Annotated in this window: 24 protein-coding genes and 1 pseudogene; 15 read left to right on the top strand and 10 right to left on the bottom strand. The window is 69.0% G+C overall.

The window, feature by feature from the left end; all coding sequences use genetic code 11:
- Nucleotides 1-2 precede the first annotated feature (2 nt).
- The 9 genes from QNA09_RS21075 to QNA09_RS21035 all read left to right on the top strand — a co-directional run bounded on the left by QNA09_RS21075 (nucleotide 3) and on the right by QNA09_RS21035 (nucleotide 9,753).
- Nucleotides 3-1,616 (top strand): class I SAM-dependent DNA methyltransferase, encoded by a 1,614-nt coding sequence (locus tag QNA09_RS21075; RefSeq protein ID WP_308072063.1) that lies wholly within the window; start codon nucleotides 3-5, stop codon nucleotides 1,614-1,616.
- Nucleotides 1,613-2,818 (top strand): restriction endonuclease subunit S, encoded by a 1,206-nt coding sequence (locus QNA09_RS21070; protein ID WP_102031685.1) that lies wholly within the window; start codon nucleotides 1,613-1,615, stop codon nucleotides 2,816-2,818. The genes QNA09_RS21075 and QNA09_RS21070 overlap by 4 nt, the downstream gene beginning before the upstream one ends.
- A 113-nt stretch (nucleotides 2,819-2,931) precedes the next feature.
- Nucleotides 2,932-3,735: a hypothetical protein gene (locus QNA09_RS21065; RefSeq protein ID WP_308072062.1), complete on the top strand. Its 804-nt coding sequence runs from the start codon at nucleotides 2,932-2,934 to the stop codon at nucleotides 3,733-3,735.
- 108 nt (nucleotides 3,736-3,843) lie between these two features.
- On the top strand, nucleotides 3,844-4,104 hold the full coding sequence (locus QNA09_RS21060; protein WP_308072061.1) for a type II toxin-antitoxin system prevent-host-death family antitoxin: 261 nt from the start codon (nucleotides 3,844-3,846) through the stop codon (nucleotides 4,102-4,104).
- A 197-nt stretch (nucleotides 4,105-4,301) separates the two neighbouring features.
- Nucleotides 4,302-5,921 carry an alpha/beta fold hydrolase gene (locus QNA09_RS21055; RefSeq protein WP_308072060.1) on the top strand — a complete coding sequence of 540 codons (1,620 nt, stop codon included), beginning with the start codon at nucleotides 4,302-4,304 and terminating at the stop codon, nucleotides 5,919-5,921.
- 749 nt (nucleotides 5,922-6,670) lie between these two features.
- Nucleotides 6,671-7,924, top strand: coding sequence for a hypothetical protein (locus QNA09_RS21050; protein WP_308072059.1), 1,254 nt, complete (start codon nucleotides 6,671-6,673; stop codon nucleotides 7,922-7,924).
- A gap of 38 nt (nucleotides 7,925-7,962) precedes the next feature.
- The gene (locus QNA09_RS21045; protein WP_017679716.1) at nucleotides 7,963-8,769 is read left to right on the top strand and encodes an acyl-CoA thioesterase domain-containing protein; all 807 of its coding nucleotides are present in this window, start codon (nucleotides 7,963-7,965) and stop codon (nucleotides 8,767-8,769) included.
- 155 nt (nucleotides 8,770-8,924) lie between these two features.
- Nucleotides 8,925-9,383, top strand: coding sequence for an XRE family transcriptional regulator (locus QNA09_RS21040; RefSeq protein ID WP_010595666.1), 459 nt, complete (start codon nucleotides 8,925-8,927; stop codon nucleotides 9,381-9,383).
- Nucleotides 9,384-9,396: 13 nt separating this feature from the next.
- Nucleotides 9,397-9,753, top strand: a complete 357-nt coding sequence (locus tag QNA09_RS21035) for a DUF86 domain-containing protein (protein ID WP_237211312.1) — start codon at nucleotides 9,397-9,399, stop codon at nucleotides 9,751-9,753.
- Between the two features lie 151 nt (nucleotides 9,754-9,904).
- Here the strand turns inward: QNA09_RS21035 and QNA09_RS21030 are convergent, their stop codons facing one another.
- The 3 genes from QNA09_RS21030 to QNA09_RS21020 form a co-directional block, all read right to left on the bottom strand.
- Entirely contained in the window at nucleotides 9,905-10,504 is a 600-nt protein-coding gene (locus QNA09_RS21030) for a DUF2510 domain-containing protein (protein ID WP_040274672.1), read from the bottom strand.
- A 181-nt stretch (nucleotides 10,505-10,685) separates the two neighbouring features.
- Complete coding sequence (locus tag QNA09_RS21025) at nucleotides 10,686-11,357, bottom strand: DUF4352 domain-containing protein (protein ID WP_010595663.1); 672 nt, start codon at nucleotides 11,355-11,357, stop codon at nucleotides 10,686-10,688.
- A 32-nt stretch (nucleotides 11,358-11,389) separates the two neighbouring features.
- The gene (locus tag QNA09_RS21020) at nucleotides 11,390-11,872 is read right to left on the bottom strand and encodes a hypothetical protein (RefSeq protein ID WP_308072058.1); all 483 of its coding nucleotides are present in this window, start codon (nucleotides 11,870-11,872) and stop codon (nucleotides 11,390-11,392) included.
- 187 nt (nucleotides 11,873-12,059) lie between these two features.
- Here QNA09_RS21020 and QNA09_RS21015 point away from each other — a divergent pair, with 187 nt between their 5' ends.
- Nucleotides 12,060-15,260, top strand: coding sequence for a type I restriction endonuclease subunit R (locus QNA09_RS21015; RefSeq protein ID WP_048771560.1), 3,201 nt, complete (start codon nucleotides 12,060-12,062; stop codon nucleotides 15,258-15,260).
- Nucleotides 15,261-15,296: 36 nt separating this feature from the next.
- Here the strand turns inward: QNA09_RS21015 and QNA09_RS21010 are convergent, their stop codons facing one another.
- The 4 genes from QNA09_RS21010 to QNA09_RS20995 all read right to left on the bottom strand — a co-directional run bounded on the left by QNA09_RS21010 (nucleotide 15,297) and on the right by QNA09_RS20995 (nucleotide 17,276).
- Complete coding sequence (locus tag QNA09_RS21010) at nucleotides 15,297-16,658, bottom strand: hypothetical protein (RefSeq protein ID WP_043805634.1); 1,362 nt, start codon at nucleotides 16,656-16,658, stop codon at nucleotides 15,297-15,299.
- A gap of 93 nt (nucleotides 16,659-16,751) precedes the next feature.
- Nucleotides 16,752-16,919 carry a hypothetical protein gene (locus QNA09_RS21005; protein WP_017679713.1) on the bottom strand — a complete coding sequence of 56 codons (168 nt, stop codon included), beginning with the start codon at nucleotides 16,917-16,919 and terminating at the stop codon, nucleotides 16,752-16,754.
- Nucleotides 16,916-17,122: a hypothetical protein gene (locus QNA09_RS21000; protein ID WP_017679712.1), complete on the bottom strand. Its 207-nt coding sequence runs from the start codon at nucleotides 17,120-17,122 to the stop codon at nucleotides 16,916-16,918. The genes QNA09_RS21005 and QNA09_RS21000 overlap by 4 nt, the downstream gene beginning before the upstream one ends.
- A gap of 31 nt (nucleotides 17,123-17,153) precedes the next feature.
- Entirely contained in the window at nucleotides 17,154-17,276 is a 123-nt protein-coding gene (locus QNA09_RS20995) for a hypothetical protein (RefSeq protein ID WP_255325546.1), read from the bottom strand.
- A 147-nt stretch (nucleotides 17,277-17,423) separates the two neighbouring features.
- Between QNA09_RS20995 and QNA09_RS20990 the strand changes: the two are divergent.
- A pseudogene (locus QNA09_RS20990) lies at nucleotides 17,424-17,570 on the top strand (dienelactone hydrolase family protein); the annotation flags it as partial.
- 118 nt (nucleotides 17,571-17,688) lie between these two features.
- Here QNA09_RS20990 and QNA09_RS20985 read toward each other — a convergent pair.
- Both QNA09_RS20985 and QNA09_RS20980 read right to left on the bottom strand, forming a co-directional pair.
- Nucleotides 17,689-18,300 (bottom strand): TMEM175 family protein, encoded by a 612-nt coding sequence (locus QNA09_RS20985; protein WP_010595659.1) that lies wholly within the window; start codon nucleotides 18,298-18,300, stop codon nucleotides 17,689-17,691.
- Between the two features lie 48 nt (nucleotides 18,301-18,348).
- Nucleotides 18,349-18,636, bottom strand: coding sequence for a hypothetical protein (locus QNA09_RS20980; protein ID WP_010595658.1), 288 nt, complete (start codon nucleotides 18,634-18,636; stop codon nucleotides 18,349-18,351).
- Between the two features lie 292 nt (nucleotides 18,637-18,928).
- Between QNA09_RS20980 and QNA09_RS20975 the strand changes: the two genes are divergently transcribed.
- From QNA09_RS20975 to QNA09_RS20960, 4 genes are read left to right on the top strand one after another with little or no spacing between them, the layout of a single operon-like run.
- Nucleotides 18,929-19,426, top strand: a complete 498-nt coding sequence (locus tag QNA09_RS20975; protein WP_010595657.1) for a methylated-DNA--[protein]-cysteine S-methyltransferase — start codon at nucleotides 18,929-18,931, stop codon at nucleotides 19,424-19,426.
- Complete coding sequence (locus QNA09_RS20970; protein ID WP_010595656.1) at nucleotides 19,413-19,904, top strand: RNA polymerase sigma factor; 492 nt, start codon at nucleotides 19,413-19,415, stop codon at nucleotides 19,902-19,904. Before QNA09_RS20975 ends, QNA09_RS20970 begins: the two co-directional genes overlap by 14 nt.
- Entirely contained in the window at nucleotides 19,901-20,482 is a 582-nt protein-coding gene (locus tag QNA09_RS20965; RefSeq protein ID WP_010595655.1) for a methylated-DNA--[protein]-cysteine S-methyltransferase, read from the top strand. The genes QNA09_RS20970 and QNA09_RS20965 overlap by 4 nt, the downstream gene beginning before the upstream one ends.
- Entirely contained in the window at nucleotides 20,479-21,336 is an 858-nt protein-coding gene (locus QNA09_RS20960) for a DNA-3-methyladenine glycosylase (protein ID WP_010595654.1), read from the top strand. Before QNA09_RS20965 ends, QNA09_RS20960 begins: the two co-directional genes overlap by 4 nt.
- Here QNA09_RS20960 and QNA09_RS20955 read toward each other — a convergent pair.
- Complete coding sequence (locus QNA09_RS20955) at nucleotides 21,315-22,859, bottom strand: bifunctional 3'-5' exonuclease/DNA polymerase (protein ID WP_029540140.1); 1,545 nt, start codon at nucleotides 22,857-22,859, stop codon at nucleotides 21,315-21,317. The genes QNA09_RS20960 and QNA09_RS20955 overlap by 22 nt on opposite strands.
- Nucleotides 22,860-22,939 lie beyond the last annotated feature (80 nt).

The raw sequence follows: 22,939 nt of genomic DNA, 5'->3' as shown, positions 1-22,939 counted from the left end.
CCATGCCACCGAGGAAGAAGGCGGCGCCCACCGCGCCGTCGACGATGAAGGAACTGAAGGACACGCTGTGGAAGGCAGCGGACAAGCTGCGCGGCTCCATGGACGCCTCCCAGTACAAGGACGTGATCCTCGGTCTGGTGTTCCTCAAGTACGTGTCCGACGCGTTCGACGAGCGCCGTGAGCAGATCCGTGCCGAGCTCGTCGCCGACGGTCTCGACGAGGACGGCATCGCTTCGCTCATCGACGACCAGGACGAGTACCTGGGGTCGGGTGTGTTCTGGGTGCCGGAGCCGGCGCGGTGGTCGTACCTGGCGCAGAACGCCAAGGGCATCCAGGAGGCGGCCGGTGTCGAGGCCCGCACCATCGGCCAGCTGGTCGACGCGGCGATGCGGGAGCTGATGAACGCCAACGAGACCCTCGTGGGCACCCTGCCGGTGATCTTCAACCGCGACAGCGTTGACCAGCGGCGCCTCGGCGAGCTGATGGACCTGCTCGGCGACACCCGCTTCACCGGTGAGGGCGCCCGCAAGGCGCGCGACCTGCTGGGGGAGGTGTACGAGTACTTCCTGGAGAAGTTCGCTCGCGCCGAGGGCAAGCGCGGCGGTGAGTTCTACACGCCGGCCGGCGTGGTGCGGGTGCTGGTGGAAGTGCTCGAGCCGTACAACGGGCGGGTGTACGACCCGTGCTGCGGGTCGGGCGGCATGTTCGTGCAGACCGAGAAGTTCATCGAGCACCACGGCGGCAACCCGACCGACGTCGCGGTATACGGGCAGGAACTCAACGAGCGCACGTGGCGGATGGCGAAGATGAACCTCGCAATCCACGGCATCACCGCGAATCTCGCCGACCGCTGGGAGGATACGTTCGCCCAGGACAAGCACCCGGATCTGCTCGCCGCTTACGTGATGGCGAATCCGCCGTTCAACATCAAGGACTGGACGCGTAAGGAAGACGACAAGCGCTGGAAGTACGGCGTTCCGCCGGCCGGCAACGCGAACTATGCGTGGATCCAGCACATTATCTCCAAGCTCGCCGAGAAGGGCAGCGCGGGCGTGGTAATGGCGAACGGGTCGATGTCGTCCAACTCCGGAGGCGAGGGCGAGATCCGGGCGCGGCTCGTCGAGGCCGACCTGGTCTCGTGCATGGTGGCGTTGCCGACGCAGTTGTTCCGCAGCACCGGCATTCCGGTGTGCGTGTGGTTCTTCGCGAAGGACAAGTCGGCCGGTGTGAAGGGCAAGGTCGATCGTCGCGGCCAGGTGCTCTTCATCGACGCCCGCAACCTCGGCTACATGGTGGATCGCGCCGAGCGCGCGCTGTCGGACGACGACATCGCCAAGATTGCCGGCACCTACCACGCTTGGCGCGGAACGGAATCCGCATCCGGTGAGGAGTACGCGGATGAGCCGGGCTTCTGCTACTCGGCGACGCTCGCGGAGATCAAGGAAGCCGATTACGCACTCACGCCGGGTCGGTACGTCGGTGCGGCCCCGATCGAGGACGACGGCGAGCCGATCGCGGAGAAGATCGCGCGGCTGACGAAGGAACTGTACGAGCAGTTCAACGAGTCGGCGCAGTTGGCGGCTGTGGTGCGGGAGCAGTTGGGGAGGTTGCAGTGACTAGTGACCGATTTGAGTTTCGGCCATTGGGCGACGTTGGCGTGCAGGTACTTGACTGTGAGCACAGGACCCCGTCCGACGCCGGCGAAGGTTATGCGTACATCGCGATTCCTAACGTTCGCGACGGTCGTCTCGACCTAACCGAATGCCGTCGCATCACTCCACAGGATTACGTCGAATGGACACGTCGAACCAGGCCGATTGCCGGGGACGTCGTACTTACACGCCGTGCGCGCGTGGGGGATACCGCGGTGATTCCGGTTGGCCTTGACTGTGCGATCGGGCAGAACCTTGTACTGCTGCGTTCCGACGGGATGAAGGTTCATCAGAGATTTCTTAGATGGGCAACGAGATCGCCGTTGTGGAGAATGGAGATTGACCGCCTTGGAAATGTTGGGGCTGTCTTCGACAGCTTAAATGTCCGAGATGTGCCTAAGCTTCGAATACCGGTGCCTCCACTGGTTCAACAAGAAGCGATTTCAGACGTTCTTGGCGCCCTTGACGACAAACTTGCCGCAAACCGCAGTCTCGCGCGAGCAGCAGATGCGCTCGCACATAAGTATTTTCAGGCAATAGCTCATCGAGCTTTAGGTCGAAAGATTGCGTACGGGGATATCGCAAATGTTGGTGGCGGTGGAACTCCTAAGACGAGCGTTCCTGAGTACTGGGGGGGATCAATTCCCTGGGCGACTCCAACAGACATCACCGCACTCGACGTGCCGTCCCTAGGTGAGACGGCGCGGTCGATCACCGAGCAGGGGCTTGCGAACAGTTCCGCGAACTTGTATCCGGCTGGTTCGATTCTGATGACGTCGCGTGCCACGATCGGGGCATTCGCAATCGCCGAGAGACCACTCGCCGTCAACCAAGGGTTCATCGTCGTAAATGCCAAGGATCCGGTACTTCAATGGTGGCTTTACCATGACATGCGTTCGCGGGTAGAAGAGTTCGTCGCTCACGCTAACGGTGCGACGTTCCTTGAATTGCCGCGAGGGCGGTTCAAAACCATGACTGTAAACGTTCCCGGAGATGCTGTGATTCAGGAGTTTTCTGCTCAAGCCGCTGGTCTGCATAAGGTTGCCTCGGTCGCTAGCGGCGAGACGCGTACTCTTGCCGCACTCCGCGACACCCTCCTCCCGCGCCTCATGTCCGGGGAACTCCGCGTCAAGGACGCCGAAGCAGTCGTCGCCGACGCCGTCTGACCGAAGCTGTCACTCGGTCGAGTACCATCGCGCGGATACGCGCACACCGATTCGTGCGGTGGGACTCGTGCAGCGTTCACATGGACACCGGTGCGATCCGAGAAAGGTCACCCATGAAACGCATCGCGCCCTACCTGCGCGTCGTCGCAGGCATGTTCGCCGCCATCTTCGTGTGGATGGCGTTCCTGTACGTCATCCACGGCGACGTCGCCGGCTTCCTCCTCATGCTCGGCATCGGAGCGGGGCTCGGCTACGCGGCAATCGGAAAGCTGGTTCGCGACCGTCGCGCCCGGCTCGAGGCCGAACGAACCGCCCTGGCGGCCAGGGCCGAGGCCGGCCACCGGGCCTACCTTGCCGGGGATCCGGCCGCACTCTCGCCGCCGCCCGACCCGACGCCCCGACCGCCGGTCCGCAGGGGAGTGGTCATCGCGGCCGCGGTCGCCGCGCTGTTCGTGGTCTTCGGGATCGTCACCGACATCCAGGACGGACTCGAAGACCCCGGCGAGCCGGACCCCACTAACTCGGCGACACCGCCTGCCGCTGCGCCGGCGTCGCGAACCATGCCGACGACCCCGCCCGCCCCGTCGACGACAGTCGCGGCGGCGGCCACCACAACGACGCCTATGCCGTCTCCGACCACGTCTGCGGCGGCACCGACGACGAACGTCGCCGACACCGCACCGACCGCCGTCATGCCGGACGTGACGTGCATGGACCTGCAAGCCGCGCAGGCCAGCATCCAAGCCGCCGGGGTCTTCTACTCCCGCAGCATCGATGCCACCGGACGGGGACGGGCACAGATCCTCGACCGGAACTGGGTGGTGGTATCCCAAGCGCCGGCCCCGGGCGTGCTCATCGGTGAAGGCGACGCAGTGCTGTCCGTCGTCAAGGACGGGGAGCCGGGCGACTGCTCCTGACGACGGATTCGTGGCGTGGCTGGGAGCAACGTGGATTCGTCGACCGCTTCGGACAGACAACCCATCTCGGTCGGGACGTACGATTTTCTGTAAAGGACGGAGGTCGTCATGCGAACCATGAGTTACAGCGAATCGCGCGCCCGGTACGCCGAGGTTTTGGACTCAGTCGTCAACGACCGGGAGGAGATAGTGATTACCCGCTCGGGCCGCGAACCGGCCGTGATCGTCTCCTTGGCGGACTTCGAGTCGCTGCGTGAAGCGGCCTACCTGACGCGTTCACCGGCGAACGCTCGACGTCTGCTCGATGCGATGGAACGGCTCGAAGCAGGCGAGGGGCAGGTGCACGAACTGATCGACGGTGATGACTGACTGTGCAGCTGGTGTGGGACGTCGATGCCTGCATCGCCGCGTGCCGGTATCGCTACGGCCGGTACGAGGCCTCGGCGAGATCGCCGAGCCGAGTCCTTCGAGACACGCGAGGCTGTCGGGTGGTCGGCGGCTGAGTTGCGATGACGAGGGCCGGTGGTCCCTTGTGGAGCACCGGGAAACCGGCGCACGCTGGACACATGGCAGTCGCACCGAAGGTGGCGGTAGCGGGCACGGCGGCAGCCGTGGTCTACGGACGCTTCGTGCGCCCGCGGCTCGTGCGGTGGGGCGCCACCGACGAGGAGGTCCGCGGACCGTTCCCCGGTGCGGATCTGGTGCCCGACGGGGAGAGATCGGGCGCGATGGCTGTCACCATCGACGCGCCGCCCGAGCAGGTGTGGCCGTGGCTGGTGCAGATGGGCTGGGACCGCGGCGGCTGGTACTCCTGGGATCACCTGGACAACGCCGGTCGTCCGAGTGCCCGGGAAGTGCACCCGGAATGGCAGGACATCCGGCCCGGCGACCAACTGAAGTACTGGGCGCCCGGGGCGGGACCTCTGGACGCGTACAAGGTCGCGCAGATCGAGCCGAACCGGTTCCTCGGGCTGTACGGGTTGATCGATCTGCGGGGCGGCACCCTCGACCCCGGTCAGCCGCGCCCGTCCGCCTACCTGGAAGGACTGTGGGGCTTCCAACTGAAGGAGCTGCCCGGCGGGCGCACCCGCCTCGTCGTCAGCGGGTATCAGGCGGGTCGACCGCGATGGCTTACGCGCCTCGTCTACTCCGGGATCTTCCCGCCGGTCGTGTGGATCATGCAGGCGCGCATGCTGGCAGTCCTCAAACGCAACATCGAAAATGACTCGCAGGCAACGGGTTCGAACACGACGACAAGCGAGGTGCGACGACGCGACTCTCGTGGTCCGTCGTCGGCGGCGGTGACATGGCGCGGCAGCCTGCACCGCGTCCGGCCCGGCCGGGTTCCGATCCGGGACACCTCCCTCTACGTCGACGTCGTCGGGCAGGGGCCGCCGCTCGTGCTCATGCACGGCGGACCGTCGGCGGACATGTGGACGATGCAGGCCTTCCGGCAGTGCGCGGACTGGTTCACCCTGGTGTTCTACGACCACCGCTGCAACGGGCGCTCGATCGGTGCGCCCGTCGAATCGATGACGTGGGAGAACCTCACCGCGGATGCCGATGCCCTGCGCGAGCGGCTCGGGTTCGAGCGGTGGGCGGTGCTCGGCCATTCGTTCGGCGGGCAGGTCGCGCTCGAGTACGCCCTGCGCTACCCCGAGCGGGTCTCACACCTCGTGCTGCTCGACACCGGCGCCGACAGTCACTGGGAGCGGCAGAACGCACCGAAGGTGCTCCTCGAGCGCGGCTACGGCCGGGAGAAGGCGGAGCTGGTGCGGCGGTGGTTCACCGGCGAGTTCACTGCCCGCGAGTACTTTCCGATCTTCGCGCAGATCGGGGACGCATACTTCTACCGTTCCGGCCTCGACGTACTGGCGCGCGAGCTGAGCAGCGGCGCGTGGCGTTCGCGGCTGCGGCCGGCGCCGCTCATCTTCGCCGGCCGGCATCTGCTGAAGGACTGGACGGTCACCGATCGGCTCGGCGAGATCACCGCTCCCACGCTCGTCGTGGCCGGGCGCGACGACTTCGTGTTCCCCCCGGAGTGTCAGCGGGAGCTGGCCGCCGGCATTCCCCGTGCGCGCCTTCGGATCATCGACCGGGCCGGGCACAACCCGCACGACGAGCAGCCCGCCGAGGTGATGGAGGCGGTCACGGACTTCCTCGGTGGTGGCGTTCCCGCCGGATGACGAACGTGCCGGGGTGGGAGGCGTGTCGAGGAGGCGGACGCCCTGCGGGCGGCTGTCCCCGACCGAGCGGAGACCCTGCGGGTCCCTGTGTTCTTCGGCCCCTTCCCCAACGCTGCCCGGTCGCCATACCCCGATAGACCGTCTCGGCCAGCACTTTCGGCCGCACGTCGCGGGCGACGTGCGGCTGTACTGGACCCGAACGAACGTGTCGACCCGCGCGATCAGGTGCCCCGCCACCAGCTACGGGGACAAAGGTACTGGTGCCCAGTCGGTTTCGAGCGCAACGAACTCGCACTCGCAGCGTCCGTGCACTGACGTCGGACCACGGGAGAGTAGCGACGTAGACCGGTGTGCCTCGGTTGCCCTCGCGCACACCGGGAGCAGCGATGCACGACGAGCCCCTCGATGCCGAGGGGCTCGTGCGTCAGGACGCCGGCCGGGTGCGGCGGTGTGCGATCAACGCGACGGAACGTGCGCGCGGTTGCGGATACACGCCCCTGCCGGGCGTGTGGATAGACTCCACCCTACGGTGCATGACAGTCTCCTCTGTCGTGTGCCCAGACCCCGGTGCGGTGCTGCAACACCTGCCGGGGTCGACCTGTTTTCAGGCCAATGGAGGGATGGTGGCACGGCCGGCGCCCACCGTCAACTCGAACGTGCGTTCGGATCTTTCGACGCGCGCAGCGAAATCAGAAGAGTTTCCGGCGCGTCGGGCACGCCCGAGGTGGGACGCCCGGCGATGGTAGGGCGTGGCGCCAATTTTCCGATATATCCTTCTTGTCGTCGGCGGCTTCACCGCGGGGCTGGTGCTGGCCGCCCCGAGCGTCGACACCTATCCCTTGGCCGACGGGTTGCTGCCCGGCTCGGTGTTCACCTCCGACGTCGCCGCCGCAGCAGCGGGAGCGCTCGCGGCGTTGGCCGTGGCGGCATCGGTTCGTCGGCGCGTGCTCGCGGTCGCCCTGGTGGGGGCGATGGCGGTGGCCGTCGTCGCGCTGCCGGGAGGGTGGCGGTTCGACGTGTACGTCGCGACGATCGGCGCGGGCCTGCTGCTCGGCGCGCTCGTCGTGCTGGGCACCGGAAAGCTGCACGCCGCCCTCGTCGGAGCGGTGGTGGCCGGGCTGCTGACGGCCGAGCCGCTCGCACAGTTCCGTGAGCTGGACTCGGCGCCTCAGCGGTACGCGTCCTACCTGGCAGCGAGCGTGCGACCGGTCAATGCCGTGTGGCTGCCGCTGGCGATCGTGACTGCCGTCGCGGCGGGGGTGCTGGCGCTGACCGCCCGAAACGACACGGTGCCGGTCGACGCGCCCCGGGCCCGCGGGCGGGAGGTGGCCGTCGGTATCGGTGTGCCGATCCTCGGGGTGGGGCTGTACTGGTCGTTCCACCACGCGCTGTTCTCTCTGGACGATGCCGGGGAAGGGCGATGGTTGCTGGGCCTGGTGGCGGTGCCGGTGCTCATCGCCGCGGCGCTGTGGCTGCGGGGACGGACGGGGGCGGTGCTCCTGGCGGCGACGGCGGTGGTCGTCGCCGTGGGCGGTACCGTCTCGTGGTCGCCGGCGGCGTGGCCGGCGCTGCTGATCGCGCCGGCTCTTGTGGCCGTCGGTGTGTGGCTGGGTCGCCGCAGGCCGATCCCGCTGATCGGTGTCGGTCTGCTCGCGCTCGCCGCGGCTGCCGGGATCTTCGATCGTCCCCCGTGGGACAACGCGAATTTTGTGGCGACGATCCTTGTGGTGCCGTTCGCCGCCGCGTACTCGATCGTCGCGTCACTGCCGTCGACGGCGCCCGTGACCGCCACCTCGCTGACCCTGCTGGCGGTGCTGGCGCTGCCGCTGCTCGCGCAGTTCGGGTGGACGGCCTACACCCCGCTCACCGACGACCCGGCCGGGTGGAGCCCGAGTGCGTGGACGTGGACGTCGGTGGGTGCGACGACCGCCGCCGTCCTGGCCTGCGGTGCGGCGATGGCATGGCTTCGATACCGCAGCGCGAGCGAGGACGTCGGAACCTGACCGGGAGCCGCGGAAACGGACACTGCGAGAATCCGAGCATGCCTGACTCCACGCGCGGATACTTCACCGAATCCGACGGCACGTACCTTCCCACGAAGTACGCCGTCAGCCCCTGGTCGTCGACCATGCTGGCCGGGCCGTGCGTGACCGGCCTGCTCGCCCGGGAGCTCGACAAGGACCACGGTCCCGACGGGTTCGTCCCCGCCCGGCTCACCGTCGACCTGTTCCGGCCGGTGCAGAACGCGCCCGTGCGGTTCGAGACGACCCGCGTGCGCGACGGCAACCGCATTCGCGTCGCCGACGCCTACCTCATCCAGGGCGACGACGTCACCGCCCGCGGAACCGTCGTCTACCTGCGCCCGTCCGAGCAGCCGCCGGGCACGGTGTGGACCCGGGACGAGCACCCGACGCCGCCCGCCGAGGCGTTCGACGGCCCGGAGACCGGATTCGCGCGCACCTGGTTCGGCAGCGACGCGCACCCCGAGGGCTGGTCGCAGGTGCGGGCCGAGCACCAGAACGCGAGCCGGAAACGCATGTGGTCCCGGCAGATTCCGGTGCTCGTGGGGGAGGAGATGTCGCCGTTCGTGCGGACCGCGGTCGTCGGCGAGGGCACCAGTTTCATGGCCAACTGGAGCGACGAGGGCGTCGGCTTCATCAACGGCGATCTCACCCTGACCCTCTCGCGGCTGCCCGTCGGCACCGAGGTCGGCGTCGAAGCCGACCACCACCTCAGCGCCGACGGCGTCGCGGTGGGCACCTCGGTGCTGTTCGACCGGCTCGGCCCGTTCGGGACGGGCGCCGTCACGTGCCTGGCGAACGCTCGTCGTCAGGTGAACTTCGGTTGAGCGGCACTGTGCCGAGCGTGCAGTTCTCGTGGTGGTTGCCCGGCGAGTCGTCACGAGAACTGCACATTCGAGCGAACCCGTGACTCCCCGGGGGGCATGGGCCGCATCCGGCCCACATCGCTTCAAGCGATAACAACACCTGTTATCGTGATGTCGTGGCTGTCGGCTTCGGTGACTTCGTTCGCATCCGGCGGGGGATTCTGGGTCTCTCGCAGCGGGAGCTCGCCGAGCGCTCCGGCATCAAGCAACCCCTGATCGCCGCGATCGAGACAGGACGACGGCAGCCGTCCGAGCCGGCTCGTTCGGCGCTGACGGCAGCCCTGCCCGTTCGTCCCTCCGAGGCTCTGGCAGCCCGACGTGGAGAAGTGTGCGAGCTCTTCGCCGAGGCAGGGCTGCCGAACCCGAGGGTGTTCGGATCTGTGGCGCGCGGCGACGACGACTTCGCCTCGGATATCGACCTCATCGTGGATTTCAGCGATCGCCACGACATCGTCGATCTGCTCGAGTTGCAGCAAGCTTTGGAAGACCTGCTCACCGTGCGGGTCGAGATCGTCGACGGGCGAGCCGGGGGGCGCGTGGGGGACCGCGCCCGAAAGGAAGCCGTGGCGCTGTGACGTCGGAGAACTTGTGACGCCGGAGAAATATGCGGATGAGCGCGTTCGCCGTCGTTTGCAGGACCTCGCCGATTTCGCGGCAGACGCGTCCTACACGGTGGGACTCGGCTTGGAGGCCTACCTGGAGGACAGTCCCCACGGGCGCGTGCTGCGGAACAACGGTCGGCACATCCTGATCCAGGTGGCCACGGTCGTCGAGAAGTTGCCGGAGACGTTCAAGTCCGAGTTCCCCGGCGTCGACTGGGTTGCGATCGGACGGATGCGAAACCTGATCGCACACCACTACGACAAGGTGAACGACCGTCTCGTGTACTCGGCCCTGGCGACGCGGATTCCCGAGCTGAGCGCCACGCTGGGACTGCGCCACTGAGCTCGGCCCTCTGCCGCTCGCCTCGCAGTCTGGACGGCGCCGTACATCGACAACCGTCGCTTTCGTTGTCGATGTACGGCGCAGGTGTGGAGGGACGGGCGTAACGTCCTGAGGTGCGACAGGACGCCGAAGCGTGCGGCTGTCGTCGTCGCTACGGCGCCCCGAACCCGTAGGTGAAGCTGCCCGTCGTCCAGTTCATCGTCGCGTGGTACTTGTACCCGCTCATCGTGCCGTCGCCGTTGTCCTCGGTCGCCACGAAGCACTCGAACACCGTCGTCGTCTCGGTGAGGTTGTCGGTGGACCCGCCGTTGACGGGTGAGCAGGTCACCTCGATCACCGGCCCGTCGAACATTCCGTTGTCGATGTGCTTGTTCGCCATCTGCTCCACACTCGACTCGATCTCCGAGACGGAGCGCGCGCGGGAGGCGCGCTCGGCGTTGTCGCGCTGCTGCTGCGCCGCCTTCTCTGCGGCCTGACGTTCCGCTTCGCGCTGTGCAGCTTCCTCTGCCGCCGCGACCTGTGCCGCAACCTGGGCGTCGTGATTCAGCTTCCAGGTGAGCGCCCCACCACCCACGGCGAGCAGCAGGACTGCCAGCATGATCAGGAGCGGCTTCTTCCTGATTCGGCGCTTCTTGCCGTCGACGGCACCGGAGCCGGGGAAGTCCAGCCACCGGGTGCCGTCCCAGTAACGCTGTCCCCCGTTCGGATCGGGGTACCAGCCGGCGGGTGCGGGCGTCTTGTCGTCCGACATCGTCTTGCCCTTCGTCTGAGAATCGACCGCAGGAGCGAGTGAGTGTGCCGCTCCTGAGGTGGTGAGCGATGCATTCGCTCGGGATGGGAGGGGGCCGGACGAGCGATACATTCGCTCGCTCCCCGAGCCGGGGAAGTGCCGGTGCGCCCGACCCCTCGCGGGCGCACCGGCCCCGGGGACGTCACCGCAGGGAGACGGTGACTCCGCCGGAGAACATGGAGTCGTGCAGTTCGATCGAGGCGGGAACCGCATCGACCGGCATGTCGAACACGACCGGCATCGTGACGGTGTTGCCGGGGTTGATCTCGTCCCAGAACGCGACGTCGGTCTCCAGGTTCAGCGCGGCGGACGTGTCCGGGCTGAACGTGCGGCCCTGGGAGTCGATCAACTTCTGATCGCTCGGGCTCAGACCCTTCGGCTGATCGGAGATGTTGGAGACCGTCATCGTCACGATGACGAACTGGCCCTGGGCTTCCTCGGCCAGGAACTGGTTGTCGCCCAACGTGGTCAGCCCGGTCTGCACCTCGGTGACGACGAACTCGAACTTGCCGTCGCGCACCGGGGTGTCGAGCCCTGCGGCCGGCTGCTCGGCCTGGGTGGGGCGGGACGGTGCCGACTCCCGATCTTCTCGGGTCTGCCCGGCCGACGGCGCGGTCGCCGTGGAGGAGTCCTCTTCGTCACCGCCGGACACACCGGCAATCACGAACAGCGCGACGACGGCTCCGACGACCCACGGCCACTTCTTGCGCTTCTTCTGCGGCGGCTGCGGCTGGACGGCCGAGTTCTGCCAGCCCGGGTACTGCGGGGCCGGGAAGCCCTGCGGCGGCTGGATACGCGGATCGTTCTGGTTCACGACAAACCTGCTTTCGAATGGAAGATGGGTGATCAGTCGCCGAGGCTGAGGGAGATGCCGTCCTCGGCTTCGGACTCGGTGAACAAAATGCCTCCGCGGTGGGAGATCTCCACCTCGTAGAAGGCGGCCCCGCGCGGGACGTCCGCGACGGCGAACGTGAAGATGCAGCTGTCGCCCATGTCGATGCTGCCGTCGAGCCGGCCCTTGGCGAGGAGGGTGCCGGACTGGTCCGAGACAGTCACCGCCGCCGCGGAGGACATGTCGGAGTAGCCACCCTCGCCCTCGCAGTCGAACTGCGTCGCGGAACTGGGGGTGAATCCGTCCTGCAGCGTCATCGTGCCGCCCACCGTGAACGAGTCCGGGCCGGCGATGTTCCGCACCACGAGCACGACCCCCGTCACCAGCGCACCGACGGCGAGGGCGGCGGCGACGCCGGCGGCGAAACCCCGACGGAAGGCGCGCCGGGACGAATCGACCTCGGCCGCAGGGGCGGGATGAAGGCTCGGGTACGTCACAAGATCTCCTCGATCGAGCGGTGCGGGACGCTCCCAGCTTCGACCCGAGTAGCTCAATCGCAGTACCTTGAACGCGATAACGCGGGTTATCAATCGACTGATAGCGCCCCGTGCAATCGACGACAAGTCTCGACAGATCACCGCCCGCCTGCTCGCTCGACGCGAGCCGACCTCTTAAGTTGGTGCCATGGCAGACATCCTGGATTTCACGGGCCCCAGCCTGAACGAGTCGGTGTGGGAGCAGCTCGCGCTCGACACCCTCGGCGAACTGGGCTGGCGTCCCGTGTCCGGAGTGGACATCGCCCCTGGCAGCGGGGAACGCTCGTCGTGGGACGACTTGGTGATCGAGCCGCGCCTGCGCACGGCGCTCGCCCGGCTGAACCCCGACCTGCCGCCCCAGGTGATCGAGCAGGCCGTGGACGTGGTCACCACCGCCGGATCCACCGACGCGATCTCGGAGAATCGCGCCGTGCACGCATACCTCACCGAAGGCTTGCGCAAGATCAACTATGTCGACGACAGCGGCGTGGAGGTCACACCCACGATCCGCCTGATTTCCGTGGACCCGGACGACAACGACTGGCTCGCCGCGCGTCAGGTGACCGTAATCCGCGGCGACCATGAGCGCCGCTTCGACGTGGTTCTGTACCTCAACGGGATGCCCGTCGCGGTGATCGAACTGAAGAACGCCGGCAGCGAGCATGCCGGGCTCAACGGTGCCCACGCCCAGCTGCACACCTACCTACGAGAGTTCCCGCTCGCGTTCCGCTTCGCCGTCGTCGCGCTCGTCTCCGACGGCATCACCGCCAAGTACGGGACGCCCTTCACCCCGTACGAACACTTCTCCCCCTGGAACGTCGACGACGACGGCCGCCCGATCGAACCCACCGGCGACCACACAGCCCTAGACGTCGCCCTGTACGGGCTGTTCAACCTCGAACGGTTCCTGCAGCTCGTACGCGACTTCACGGCGTTCGATCAGAGCGAGGGCGGGCTGATCAAGCGCATCGCCAAGCCGCACCAGTACTTCGCCGTCACCAAAGCCGTCGCGTCGACCGTGCACGCCGTCGACTCCGAGGGCAAGGCCGGCGTCGTCTGGCATACCCAGGGCTCCGGTAAGTCGATGGAAATGGAGCTGTACGCGAACCAGGTGATCCGCCACCCCCGGCTCGCCAACCCGACCGTCGTCGTCATCACCGACCGCAACGAACTCGACGGCCAACTCTACGAGACGTTTCTGCGCTCCCAGCTGCTCCCCGAGAAGCCGCGGCAGATTCGGCGCCGTGACGAACTCCGACAGGAACTGTCCGGCCGGACAACCGGCGGGATCTACTTCACGACCCTGCAGAAATTCGGGCGCAGCCGCGACGAACGCGAATCCGGCCACAGCCACCCCCTCCTCTCGGCCCGGCGCAACGTCATCGTCATCGTCGACGAGGCGCACCGCAGCCACTACGACAACCTCGACGGCTACGCGCGCCACCTGCGCGACGCGCTGCCGCACGCGACCCTCATCGCCTTCACCGGCACGCCCGTCTCGTTCGAGGACCGGGACACCCGGGCGGTGTTCGGCGACTACATCGACGTCTACGACCTCACCCGTGCGGTCGAGGACGGCGCCACCGTCCCGGTCCACTTCGAAAGCCGGCTGGTCAAGGTCGCGTTCGCCGGCGACGTGACCGAGGAGCAGATCGACGCGTCCGCCGACGAACTCACCGTCGGACTCGACGACACCGACCGCGACCGCATCGAGAAGTCCGTCGCGGTCGTCAACGCCGTCTACGGCGCGCCGGCCCGGCTGCACAAGCTCGCCGCCGACCTCGTCGAGCACTGGGAGAGTCGCCGCGAGCAGATGGCCAAATTCGTCGGGTCCGACGACAACCCCACCGCGCCCGGCAAGGCCCTGATCGTGTGCGCGACCCGCGAGATCTGCGCCAATCTCTACGACGAGATCGTCGCGCTGCGCCCGGATTGGCATTCGGACGAGATCTCCAGCGGGCGAATCAAAGTCGTCTACTCGGGAACCGCGGCCGATCAGCCGCCGATCGACAGACATGTGCGCCGCGACTCGGCGAACGCCGCGATCAAGAAGCGACTCAAGGACATCGATGACGAGCTCGAAATCGTCATCGTCAAGGACATGCTCCTCACCGGCTTCGATGCGCCGCCGCTGCACACCCTCTACCTCGACCGGCCGTTGAAGGGTGCGCTGCTCATGCAGGCCCTCGCCCGGGTCAACCGCACCTTCCGCGGCAAGCGCGACGGGCTGCTCGTGGCCTACGCGCCCGTCGCCGACAACCTCGCCGAGGCGCTGGCCGAGTACACGGCGACCGATCAGGAGACCAAACCGCTGGGCCGGCCGATCGAGGAGTCCGTCGACGCCGTCAAGAACCTGCTCACGGTGCTCGCGAACATGCTGCACGGTTTCGACTGGCGGTCGCGCCTCCGGTCCGCCACCGGACCGCGTAGCTATATCGAAGCCGTGCTCGCCACCGTGAACTACCTGCGCGACCCGAAGCTTCCGGAGAACCGGGTGCCGGAAGGGGACGAGACTCTTGCGGCCCGCTTCCGGAAATTCTCCTCCCAACTGTCCCGTTCCTGGGCGATCTGCGGCACCCATCCCGATCTGGGAGGGCTGGCCGCCGACGCGAAGTTCTTCGAGGAAGTCCGCGTCTACATGGCGAAGTTCGACGCCGAGGATCGGCAGGCGCGGGGGCTCGCTGTTCCGGAGGACGTGCGGCGCGCCTTGCGTCAGCTCATGGCCGCCTCGGTCGAATCGGGCGAGGTACTCGACATCTACGACGCCGCCGGCATTCCGCGGCCCTCGCTCACCGAACTCAATGCGGAGTTCCTGGCACGGGCCGAACACGCGAAGAACCCGAACCTCGCGATCGAGGCGCTTCGCAAGCTCATCAACGAGGAGGCGCGAAAGGTCGCACGGCACAATCTGGTACGTCAGCGAGCGTTCTCACAACGCCTGCAGGAGCTGATGAACAAGTACACCAATTCGCAGCTCACCTCGGCGGAGGTGATCGCCGCGCTGGTCGAGGTCGCGCAGGAGGTGCAGGCCGAGGGCGACCGCGGCCGCCGCTTCGATCCGCCGCTGGACTGGCACGAACTCGCCTTCTACGACGCCGTGGCCCAGAACGAATCCGCCGTCACCGAGCAGGGCGACGATGTGCTCGCCCAGATCGCCCGGGAACTCGTCGCCGTCATGCGTCGCGACGTCAGGACCGACTGGCGCGTGCGGGCCGACGTCAAGGCCAAGTTGCGCTCGCAGATCAAGCGGCTGCTCACGCGGTACAAATACCCGCCGGATCGGCAGGCAGGCGCGATCAAGCTGGTACTCGAACAGATGGAGGCGATCGCTCCGACGATGGCGGCGTGAGGGTGCGTTCTGCGCGCGCGTACTGGAGGGTGGCACTCACCGGCGGTCGCGACGTCGTCGCTTCGGCGCCCGTCGGCGTTCGAGGGACTCGGCGAACCCCAGGGCCGCACCGGCGGCCACGGCGACGATCGCCGCACCGGCCAGCACCTGCGTCGACGCCGCGAACGCGGTGACTGCCACGACGAACACCACCCAGGTCGCGGCGGCCGCCATCGCCTTCGGGTCGGCCCACCACGACCGGCGAGTCGAGCACAGGTGCAGCCGCTGCCACAGCACCCGCTCGGCGGCGGCGCACAACTCCTCCACCGCCGCCCGCACCGCGGTGACCTCCCCGGCGCCGGACGACACGAGCAGGGTGCGTACCCACTTCGGGTCGTCGTGCGCCGGCCGAGCCTCGGCGGACAGCACGGCGAGTTCGACGAGTCGCACCCGTGCCCGCGCGACATCGCCGAGAGCGGTGCGGATCTCGTCGGGGTCGAGCGTCTCGTGCCGCCGGAGCGCGGTCAGCAGGCGACGGTGATCGGCATGCAATTGTGCGCGCAGGCCCGTCCAGCCGAGCAGGTGGTACAGCGTCTCCCGGCTGTCCGCGCCGACATATCCGCCCCCGAGGTCGAGCAGCAACGCCCGGCCGTCCTTGCGCACGGCCACGTCCGTCGCGGCCGGCCGGTGCCAGGCCTGCAACCGTCCGCACGAGCGCGCCGCTGCCTCGGCCAGTACGCCGGCGGGTGGGCCGTCCACCAGACGGCGCGCCGCCTCGCGTGCGTCGCCGGCGACCTCGACCACCAGTCCCTCGATCGACGGTTCGTCGGTAAGGGGAGGCGCGGTGCGGACGGCGACCTGCGCGAGGGGGCGGTACACCTCCGTGTCGGGCAGCCGGGTGTCCAGTCGCGGGAACAGGTCGACCAGGCTGGCGTCGGCGGTGATCCCGAACGGGGCGAGGAAGGTGTCGAGGGTCCGCCGGAAGCCCGTCTCGGCGCCGTCGAACAGGGGGTCGCTGTGCCAGGTGAGCACGGCACCCGGTGGATCGGCGGACAGGATCTCGCAGACCAGTACCGGTCCGGCCCCCGGCACCTCCCACAGTGACGCACATGCCCCCGCCGGTCCGTCGTACGGGCGTGGGTGCGCGGCGGGGGTCGGCGCCCCGAAGGTCAGCCGAGTGCCGGGTTCGGCGCGGTGCCGGAAGGCCAGCAGGGCAGCGGGGCGTTCGAGGTAGCCGGTGCGGCCGGCGATCCGGGCCGGCAGGAACGGCTCGGCGTAGGGCACGGCGGGTACCGGGGGTGGTACGGGCCGTTCGCCGATGTCCAGGGGTAGGAACATCACCTTCAGCACGGCGGCCCGCACGGGTGTGCTGCCCGACTCGAGCCGGGCGCCGGGCGCGCTCACAGGGATGCGCATCATGGTTCGGTCATCGCTTTCGACACCGGCCACACCGGGCCGAGACGACGCTCCGTCCCGGGTGCATCGGCCGGGACGGAGCGAGGGGAGAGGTTTTCAGTGCGGTGTGCGCGCGTCGGTGGTGTCCTGCAGGGCGACCACGTGCGCCAGGGCGTCGTGGAGCCCGCGGCGGTAGCCCCGGGTGTGGGTGGACGATCCGACGGTCGCCAGTTCGTTTTCCAGATTGCTGCGAATATTCTGCAGCGCATGCCTGGTGATTTTCATGCGGCTCGTGCCTTCTTCTCTGCGCTGTCCTTTCTCGCCATCGAAAAAGCGGAGTATCGGGCCAGTTCGTCGAGTACGTACAGCCGGGCGGTTTCCAGCCCTTGGCGGTATCCCGGAAAGTCGATTTCGAGATTCCGGTCTCGCGTCATCATTTCGCCGATGTTCCGGTAGAGGGTCTCCAGAGTCGTTGTCGTGGAGTGCATTCGAGTGTGTGTCCCGGCTTTGATCGAGTGGTCAGCTCTTGCGCTTGCGGATGAGCTGACCCGCATCCTGAGCCTTGGCTCGTTTTTCCGCGCGGCGCTCCTTCAAAGCGCGGGCGGACTGTTTGGAACTTTTGACGGCGGACTTGGCAGCCATTGTCAATCCTTTCCGAATCGGCAATCGCGAACTCGGCTCGACCATACCCAAAAGAAAAAATAAGTCCACTTCGGAGGGGTTGCGTTCCCACATCCGCGTGCCGCCCGGTCGTCTGCGTCGGCAATCGTCGCCGCGGATGACTGGCCGGCGCGCGGCTGTTGCCGGTGGACAGGCGACTGCACCGGCAAGGTCGGCGTGATCGGATTCTGCACGGGCGGAGGGTTTGCGGTGCTCGCCGCGGCACCGAACTACGGGATGCTGCCGAGGAACGCGACCGAGGTACTGCGGGGCGCAGCCGGGAAGCTCGAGCGGGTGCTGTCCGAGCGGGTACCCGCTCTCCGGCCGGTCATCCGCTCTGACGATCGTCGCCGCGGATGACTGGGCGGCGAGCGGCTCCCATCGGTGACCTGACTCACGCGCCGGACGGGTGACGGCCGCGCCGCACGAGCCCGGTCAACGGACCCGACAGCAGCAACAACAGCAGGGGGTAGTACGACAGCGGCGGGACGGTCACGCTCAGGACCAGTGCCACCACCATGAGCGCCGTCAGCACGACAGTCCCCGCCAGATCCGGTGGCTCGGCGCCCGCCGTGACGGCCGGGTGCCGGCCGGCGGCCCACGCCGACAACATCAGCGCCGCCCCGCTGGCCGCCATGGTGCCGATGTACAGCGCACGGGTCGCGGTCTCGTCGGAGTTCGTCGCCACCAGCGCGGAGGGGAAGGGCAGGAAGACGATGGTGAGTGCCCACAGGAACAGCGCCCGATCGACCCAGGGATCGTCGGCGACGATGTCGCGGACCAGCCGGTGCTGCCCCCACCAGAACCGGAAGATGACGACGAAGCTCAGGGCGAACGCCCCGATCGCTCCGGTGGCGTCGTGCAGCAATTCGATCGTCGTCCCCTCGTGGTCGGAGGCTCGATCGACGAGCGGCAGCACCAGCAGGGTGATCGCGATGGCCACGATCGCGTCGAGGAACGTCAGATACCGTTCGAAGCTCCGGTCCCGCTCTCTCGGTTCCGCCATGGCTTCACAGCATGGCATCGCGCGTCCCGGCGCGGAGCCGAACGGCGGTCACGGCCGGGGGTCCGTGCGGGTCCACCGGGGCCGATCGTGGCGCGTGGCCGCGGTGCAGCGGCGGCACGGTACGACACCGTGTTCGCCGGTGTCCGCCAGGTACAGCGCCTCGCTCCACGGCACGTGCGGGAAGCGGGCGAGGCGGGCGCGGGAGAGCGGGAGTCCGCACAGGGTCTGATTGGTGCCGGGCGTCCAGGCGTGCGTATCGCCGCGCGGGTATCGGATTCCGTCGTCGTCGATCCACTGGCTCGACGCCGCGACCGCGGGTTCGGTTCGCCTGGCCATGAGTCCGGGTTCCCCGGCCGGGGCGGGGCCACGCCCCCCGACGAAAGATGAAGGACCGGCACGCTCGGTCGCCTCACGGCGAAAGGCGCAATGCAGCTCCAGCCGGACGGAACTCTGCAAAGGCAGAAATATTGAGCCCGGGGGACACGGAGCGTACCGATCCGAACTCTTCAACACCGACCCGTTCCCGGGTATTCCGGCCACGGTCCGGTGAACTGCGTCACGGACCGATCTCACGTTTCCGCCCGTGGAGGCGTCTACCCCGTATACACCGGATGGAAGGATCGAACCCGTGAACGCGACGCGAACCCACACGGTCGTCGACTCACCGATCGGACCGCTGACTCTGGTGCGGACCGCCGGGGCCCTCAGCGGCCTGTACCTCGCCGAACATCGGCACCGACCCGGCCCGCACACCTTCGGGGATCTCGCGGCGACCGGTTTCGAGGAGATCACCGAGCAGCTCGACGAATACTTCGCGGGCCGGCGCACCGAGTTCACCGTGCCGCTCGGGCTGCACGGAACCCCGTTCCAGCGCCGGGTATGGCAGGCGCTGCAGGCCGTCCCGTACGGCACGGTGTGCACGTACACCGAGCTCGCCGCCGCGGTCGGGCAACCCACCGCCGTGCGCGCGGTGGCCGCCGCCAACGGCCGCAACCCGGTGAGCATCGTGGTGCCGTGCCACCGCGTGATCGGCCGCGACGGCACCCTCACCGGGTACGCCGGCGGTCTCGACCGCAAGCGTTACCTGCTCGACCGGGAGGCGCAGGTGACCCGTGCCGTCCCGTGACCCGCTGCCCCCGTTCGAGCGGGTCGTCGCCGAGCACGGCGGCACCGTCCTGCGGGTGTGCCGCGCGCTGCTCGGTCCCGTCGACGCCGACGACGCCTGGTCCGAGACGTTTCTCGCCGCGCTGCGCGCCTACCCGGCGCTGCGTCCGGGCAGCAACGTCGAGGCGTGGCTCGTGACGATCGCCCATCGCAAGGCCGTCGACGTCCACCGGTCCCGGGCTCGCACGCCGGTACCCGTCGCCGTCCTCCCGGAGCGCCCGGCCGACGCGGGCATCCCCGCACCCGACGACGACCTGTGGTCCGCGGTCGCCGCGCTGCCGTTCACCCAACGCGCCGCCGTCGTCTACCACCACGTGGTGGGCCTGCCCTACGCCGAGATCGCCACGATCCTCGGCAACTCCACCGACGCCGCGCGCCGCGCCGCCGCCGACGGCCGGGCCGCGCTGCGCCGCCGCTATCCGACGGAGGAACCGTCATGACGCTCGAACCGTCCCCTGTCGCCACCGCCGATCTGACCCGCCTGCACGCCCGGCTGACCGTCGCTGCCGGCGCCGCCGACCTGCTCGACGTCGCCTACCGCATCGTGGACACCCCGGTCGGGCCGCTGCTGCTCGCCGCCACCCCCGCCGGACTCGTGCGGGTCGCGTACGCCGTCGAGAACCACGACGCGGTCCTCGATCGGCTCGCCGCCGACATCAGCCCCCGCATCCTTGCCGCACCCGCCCGGCTCGGCACCGCCGCCCGCCAGCTCGACGAGTACTTCCGCGGCACGCGCACCACCTTCGACCTGCCGCTCGACCTGACCCTGGCGCGGGGTTTCCGGCGCGAGGTGATCACGCACCTGCCCGGCTACGGCCGGACCGCGAGCTACGCCGAGGTGGCGGCCGTGGCGGGCAGCCCCCGCGCCGTCCGGGCGGTGGGCACGGCGTGCGCGAGGAATCCGCTGCCCGTCGTCCTGCCGTGCCATCGCGTGGTGCGCGGTGACGGCGACCTCGGCCGGTACGTGGGCGGGGTGGAAGCCAAGCGTGCCCTGCTCCGGCTCGAGACCGCGGCGTGAGCGTCGTCCTGCGGCCGACCGTGACGCCGCCGCTGGCCGCGGCGCCGATGCTCGCCGCGCTGCGCAGCCACACCGTCGCCGGTCTCGAACGGCACGACGCGGACACGGGCACGCACGTCCGGTCGGTGCGGGGGCGGTACGGTCCCACGGTGGTCGCGATCCGTCCCGGCTCCGAGCACGTGTCCGTCCGGATCGACGCGGATCGTCGCGACCTACCCGAGGTGGAGCAGACGGTCCGGCGGTGGCTGGACCTCGATGCCGACCCGGCCGTGATCGACGCGGCGCTCGGCGCCGATCCGTACCTCGCGCCGATGGTGGCGGCCCGGCCGGGACTGCGCGTGCTCGGGACGACGGACTGGTTCGACACCGCCGTCCAGACGGTGCTGGGACAGCAGGTCAGCGTCGCGGCGGCCGCCACGTTCGCCGGCCGCCTCGTCGCCCGCTACGGCGATCCGGGACGCGACGGCCTGCTCTGCTTCCCGTTGCCGACCGGGCTCGTCGGTGCGGACCCGCACGAACTGCAGGCGGCCGTGGGGCTGACCGGCGCCCGGGTGCGTACCGTGCTCGCGCTCGCCCGCGCCGCGGCCGACGGTCTCGATCCGTCCGACCCCGTGCGGTTCCGCCGGGACCTTCTCGGACTGCCGGGAATCGGGCCGTGGACCGTGGACTACCTCGCCGTGCGCGTGCTCGGGGACCGCGACGCGTGTCCCGTCGGAGATCTGGTGCTGCGCAGGGCCCTCGGCGTGGATACCGCCCGCGAGGTGACGGTCCGGACGCGGCGGTGGAGTCCGTGGCGGGCCTACGCCTCATTCCACCTGTGGACGCACGCCGCCTACGACTCGTCCGCGCCGTAGCAGTCGCGCACCGAGACCTGCATGGGGAAACGCACTTCGGTGGCTCCGAACAGCAACCGGGTGGCCGACTCCACCGCGGCGGACAGGTGTGCCGTCGCGGTCTCCGGCGTGCGGGTGTGCACCACGATCTCGTCGTGCTGGAAGAAGACGAGCTCACCGGCGTCGCCGGCGGCCAGGCGCAGACGCAGGTCGGCCAGCACGCACAGCGCCCACTCGGCGGCCGTCGCCTGGACGACGAAGTTGCGGGTGAACCGTCCCCGGGCCCGCGCGTCGCCGTGCACGAAGAAGCCGGCGTCGGGCGGCGGGCACGCGCGGCCCAGCCACGAATGCACCACCTCGCCGCGTTCCCCGGCCCGCGCGGCGTGCTCGACGAACTCCACCGCCTCGGGAAAACTACGCCTCAGCATCGTGAGCAACGCCCGCGACTCACCGGACGTCGCACCGTAGAGCACGCCGAGCACGGCCACCTTCGCCTTCGCGCGGTCGCCGCCGAACGTCGCCGCCGCCACCGGCGCGTACAGGTCCTCGGCCCCCGCCGCCGTCGTCATCCGCGGGTCGCCGGACATCGCGGCGAGGATGCGCGGTTCGAGCTGGCCGGCATCGGCGATCACGAAAACGTGGCCGGGCTCGGCGATCACGCTCGACCGCAACGCCTTCGGAATCTGCAGGGCCCCACCGCCGCGGCTCGCCCAGCGCCCGGACACCACGGCACCGGGCACATAGACCGGGCGGAACCGGCCGTCGCGCACCCAGGTGTCGAGCCAGTGCCAGCCGTTGGTGCTGTGCAGCTTCGACAGATCGCGGTGCTGCAGGAGCAGCGGCACCGCCGGATGGTCGAGTTCGCGCAGTACCCATTTGCGGGTGGACGGCACCTCGATGCCTTCCCGCCGGAACGCGTCGAGCACCTCGGTGTGCGAGGCCGGGTTGAGCGCACGACCGAAAACCGCACCGATCCGGGCGTTCAGTTCGGTTATCCGAGGCGGCAATCCGTCGTCGGTGGGGCGCGGGCCGAGGGTGCGCTCGAGCACCCGCCGGTGGGCGTCGGCGGAGAAGGGCAGCCCGTCGAAGCTCATCTCGGCGGCGGCCAGCGTGCCCGCCGATTCGGCGGCGACGAGCAGTTCGAGCCGGGCGCGGCCACCGAGTTCGGCCCGCTGCCGGGCGAACTCGGCGAGCACCGAGTCGAGGTCGGCGGTGGGAGCGACGTCGAACAGTCCCGGTCGCTGGTCGATCGGCTGTCCCGGCGGCGCGGGAATCCCGGCGCGTACGTTGAGGATTGCGCGGGTGGAGGCGAGGTCGTGGCATCGGCGCACGCGGGCCCCGCCGCGCAGCAGTGCGGGGTAGACGGAGGCGGTGCCGGTCCAGATCCAGCGCGGCGGGTTCGTCGCCTCGCACGTCCGCACGAATGTCGTCAGGTCGTCGTGGTGCTCGGCAGCGGCGAGCGGTCGTCCGTCGGGGTCGACCGGAACGGTCCACCCGCCGGGCGACTGCCCGCCGGCGGTGTCGGGAACCAGCACGGTGCGCACCGGTCCAGTCTGCACCGCCGTGCCGACACCGCCGGCGGACGGTCCCGTCCACGTCCGGCTCCGCACCCGCACGGCGGAGC

It is taken from the genome of Rhodococcus sp. AH-ZY2 (assembly GCF_030916465.1).
GTDB lineage: Bacteria > Actinomycetota > Actinomycetes > Mycobacteriales > Mycobacteriaceae > Rhodococcus > Rhodococcus ruber.
Note: the sequence above shows the minus strand (reverse complement) of the source record. Positions and strands in the feature narration are given on the sequence as shown.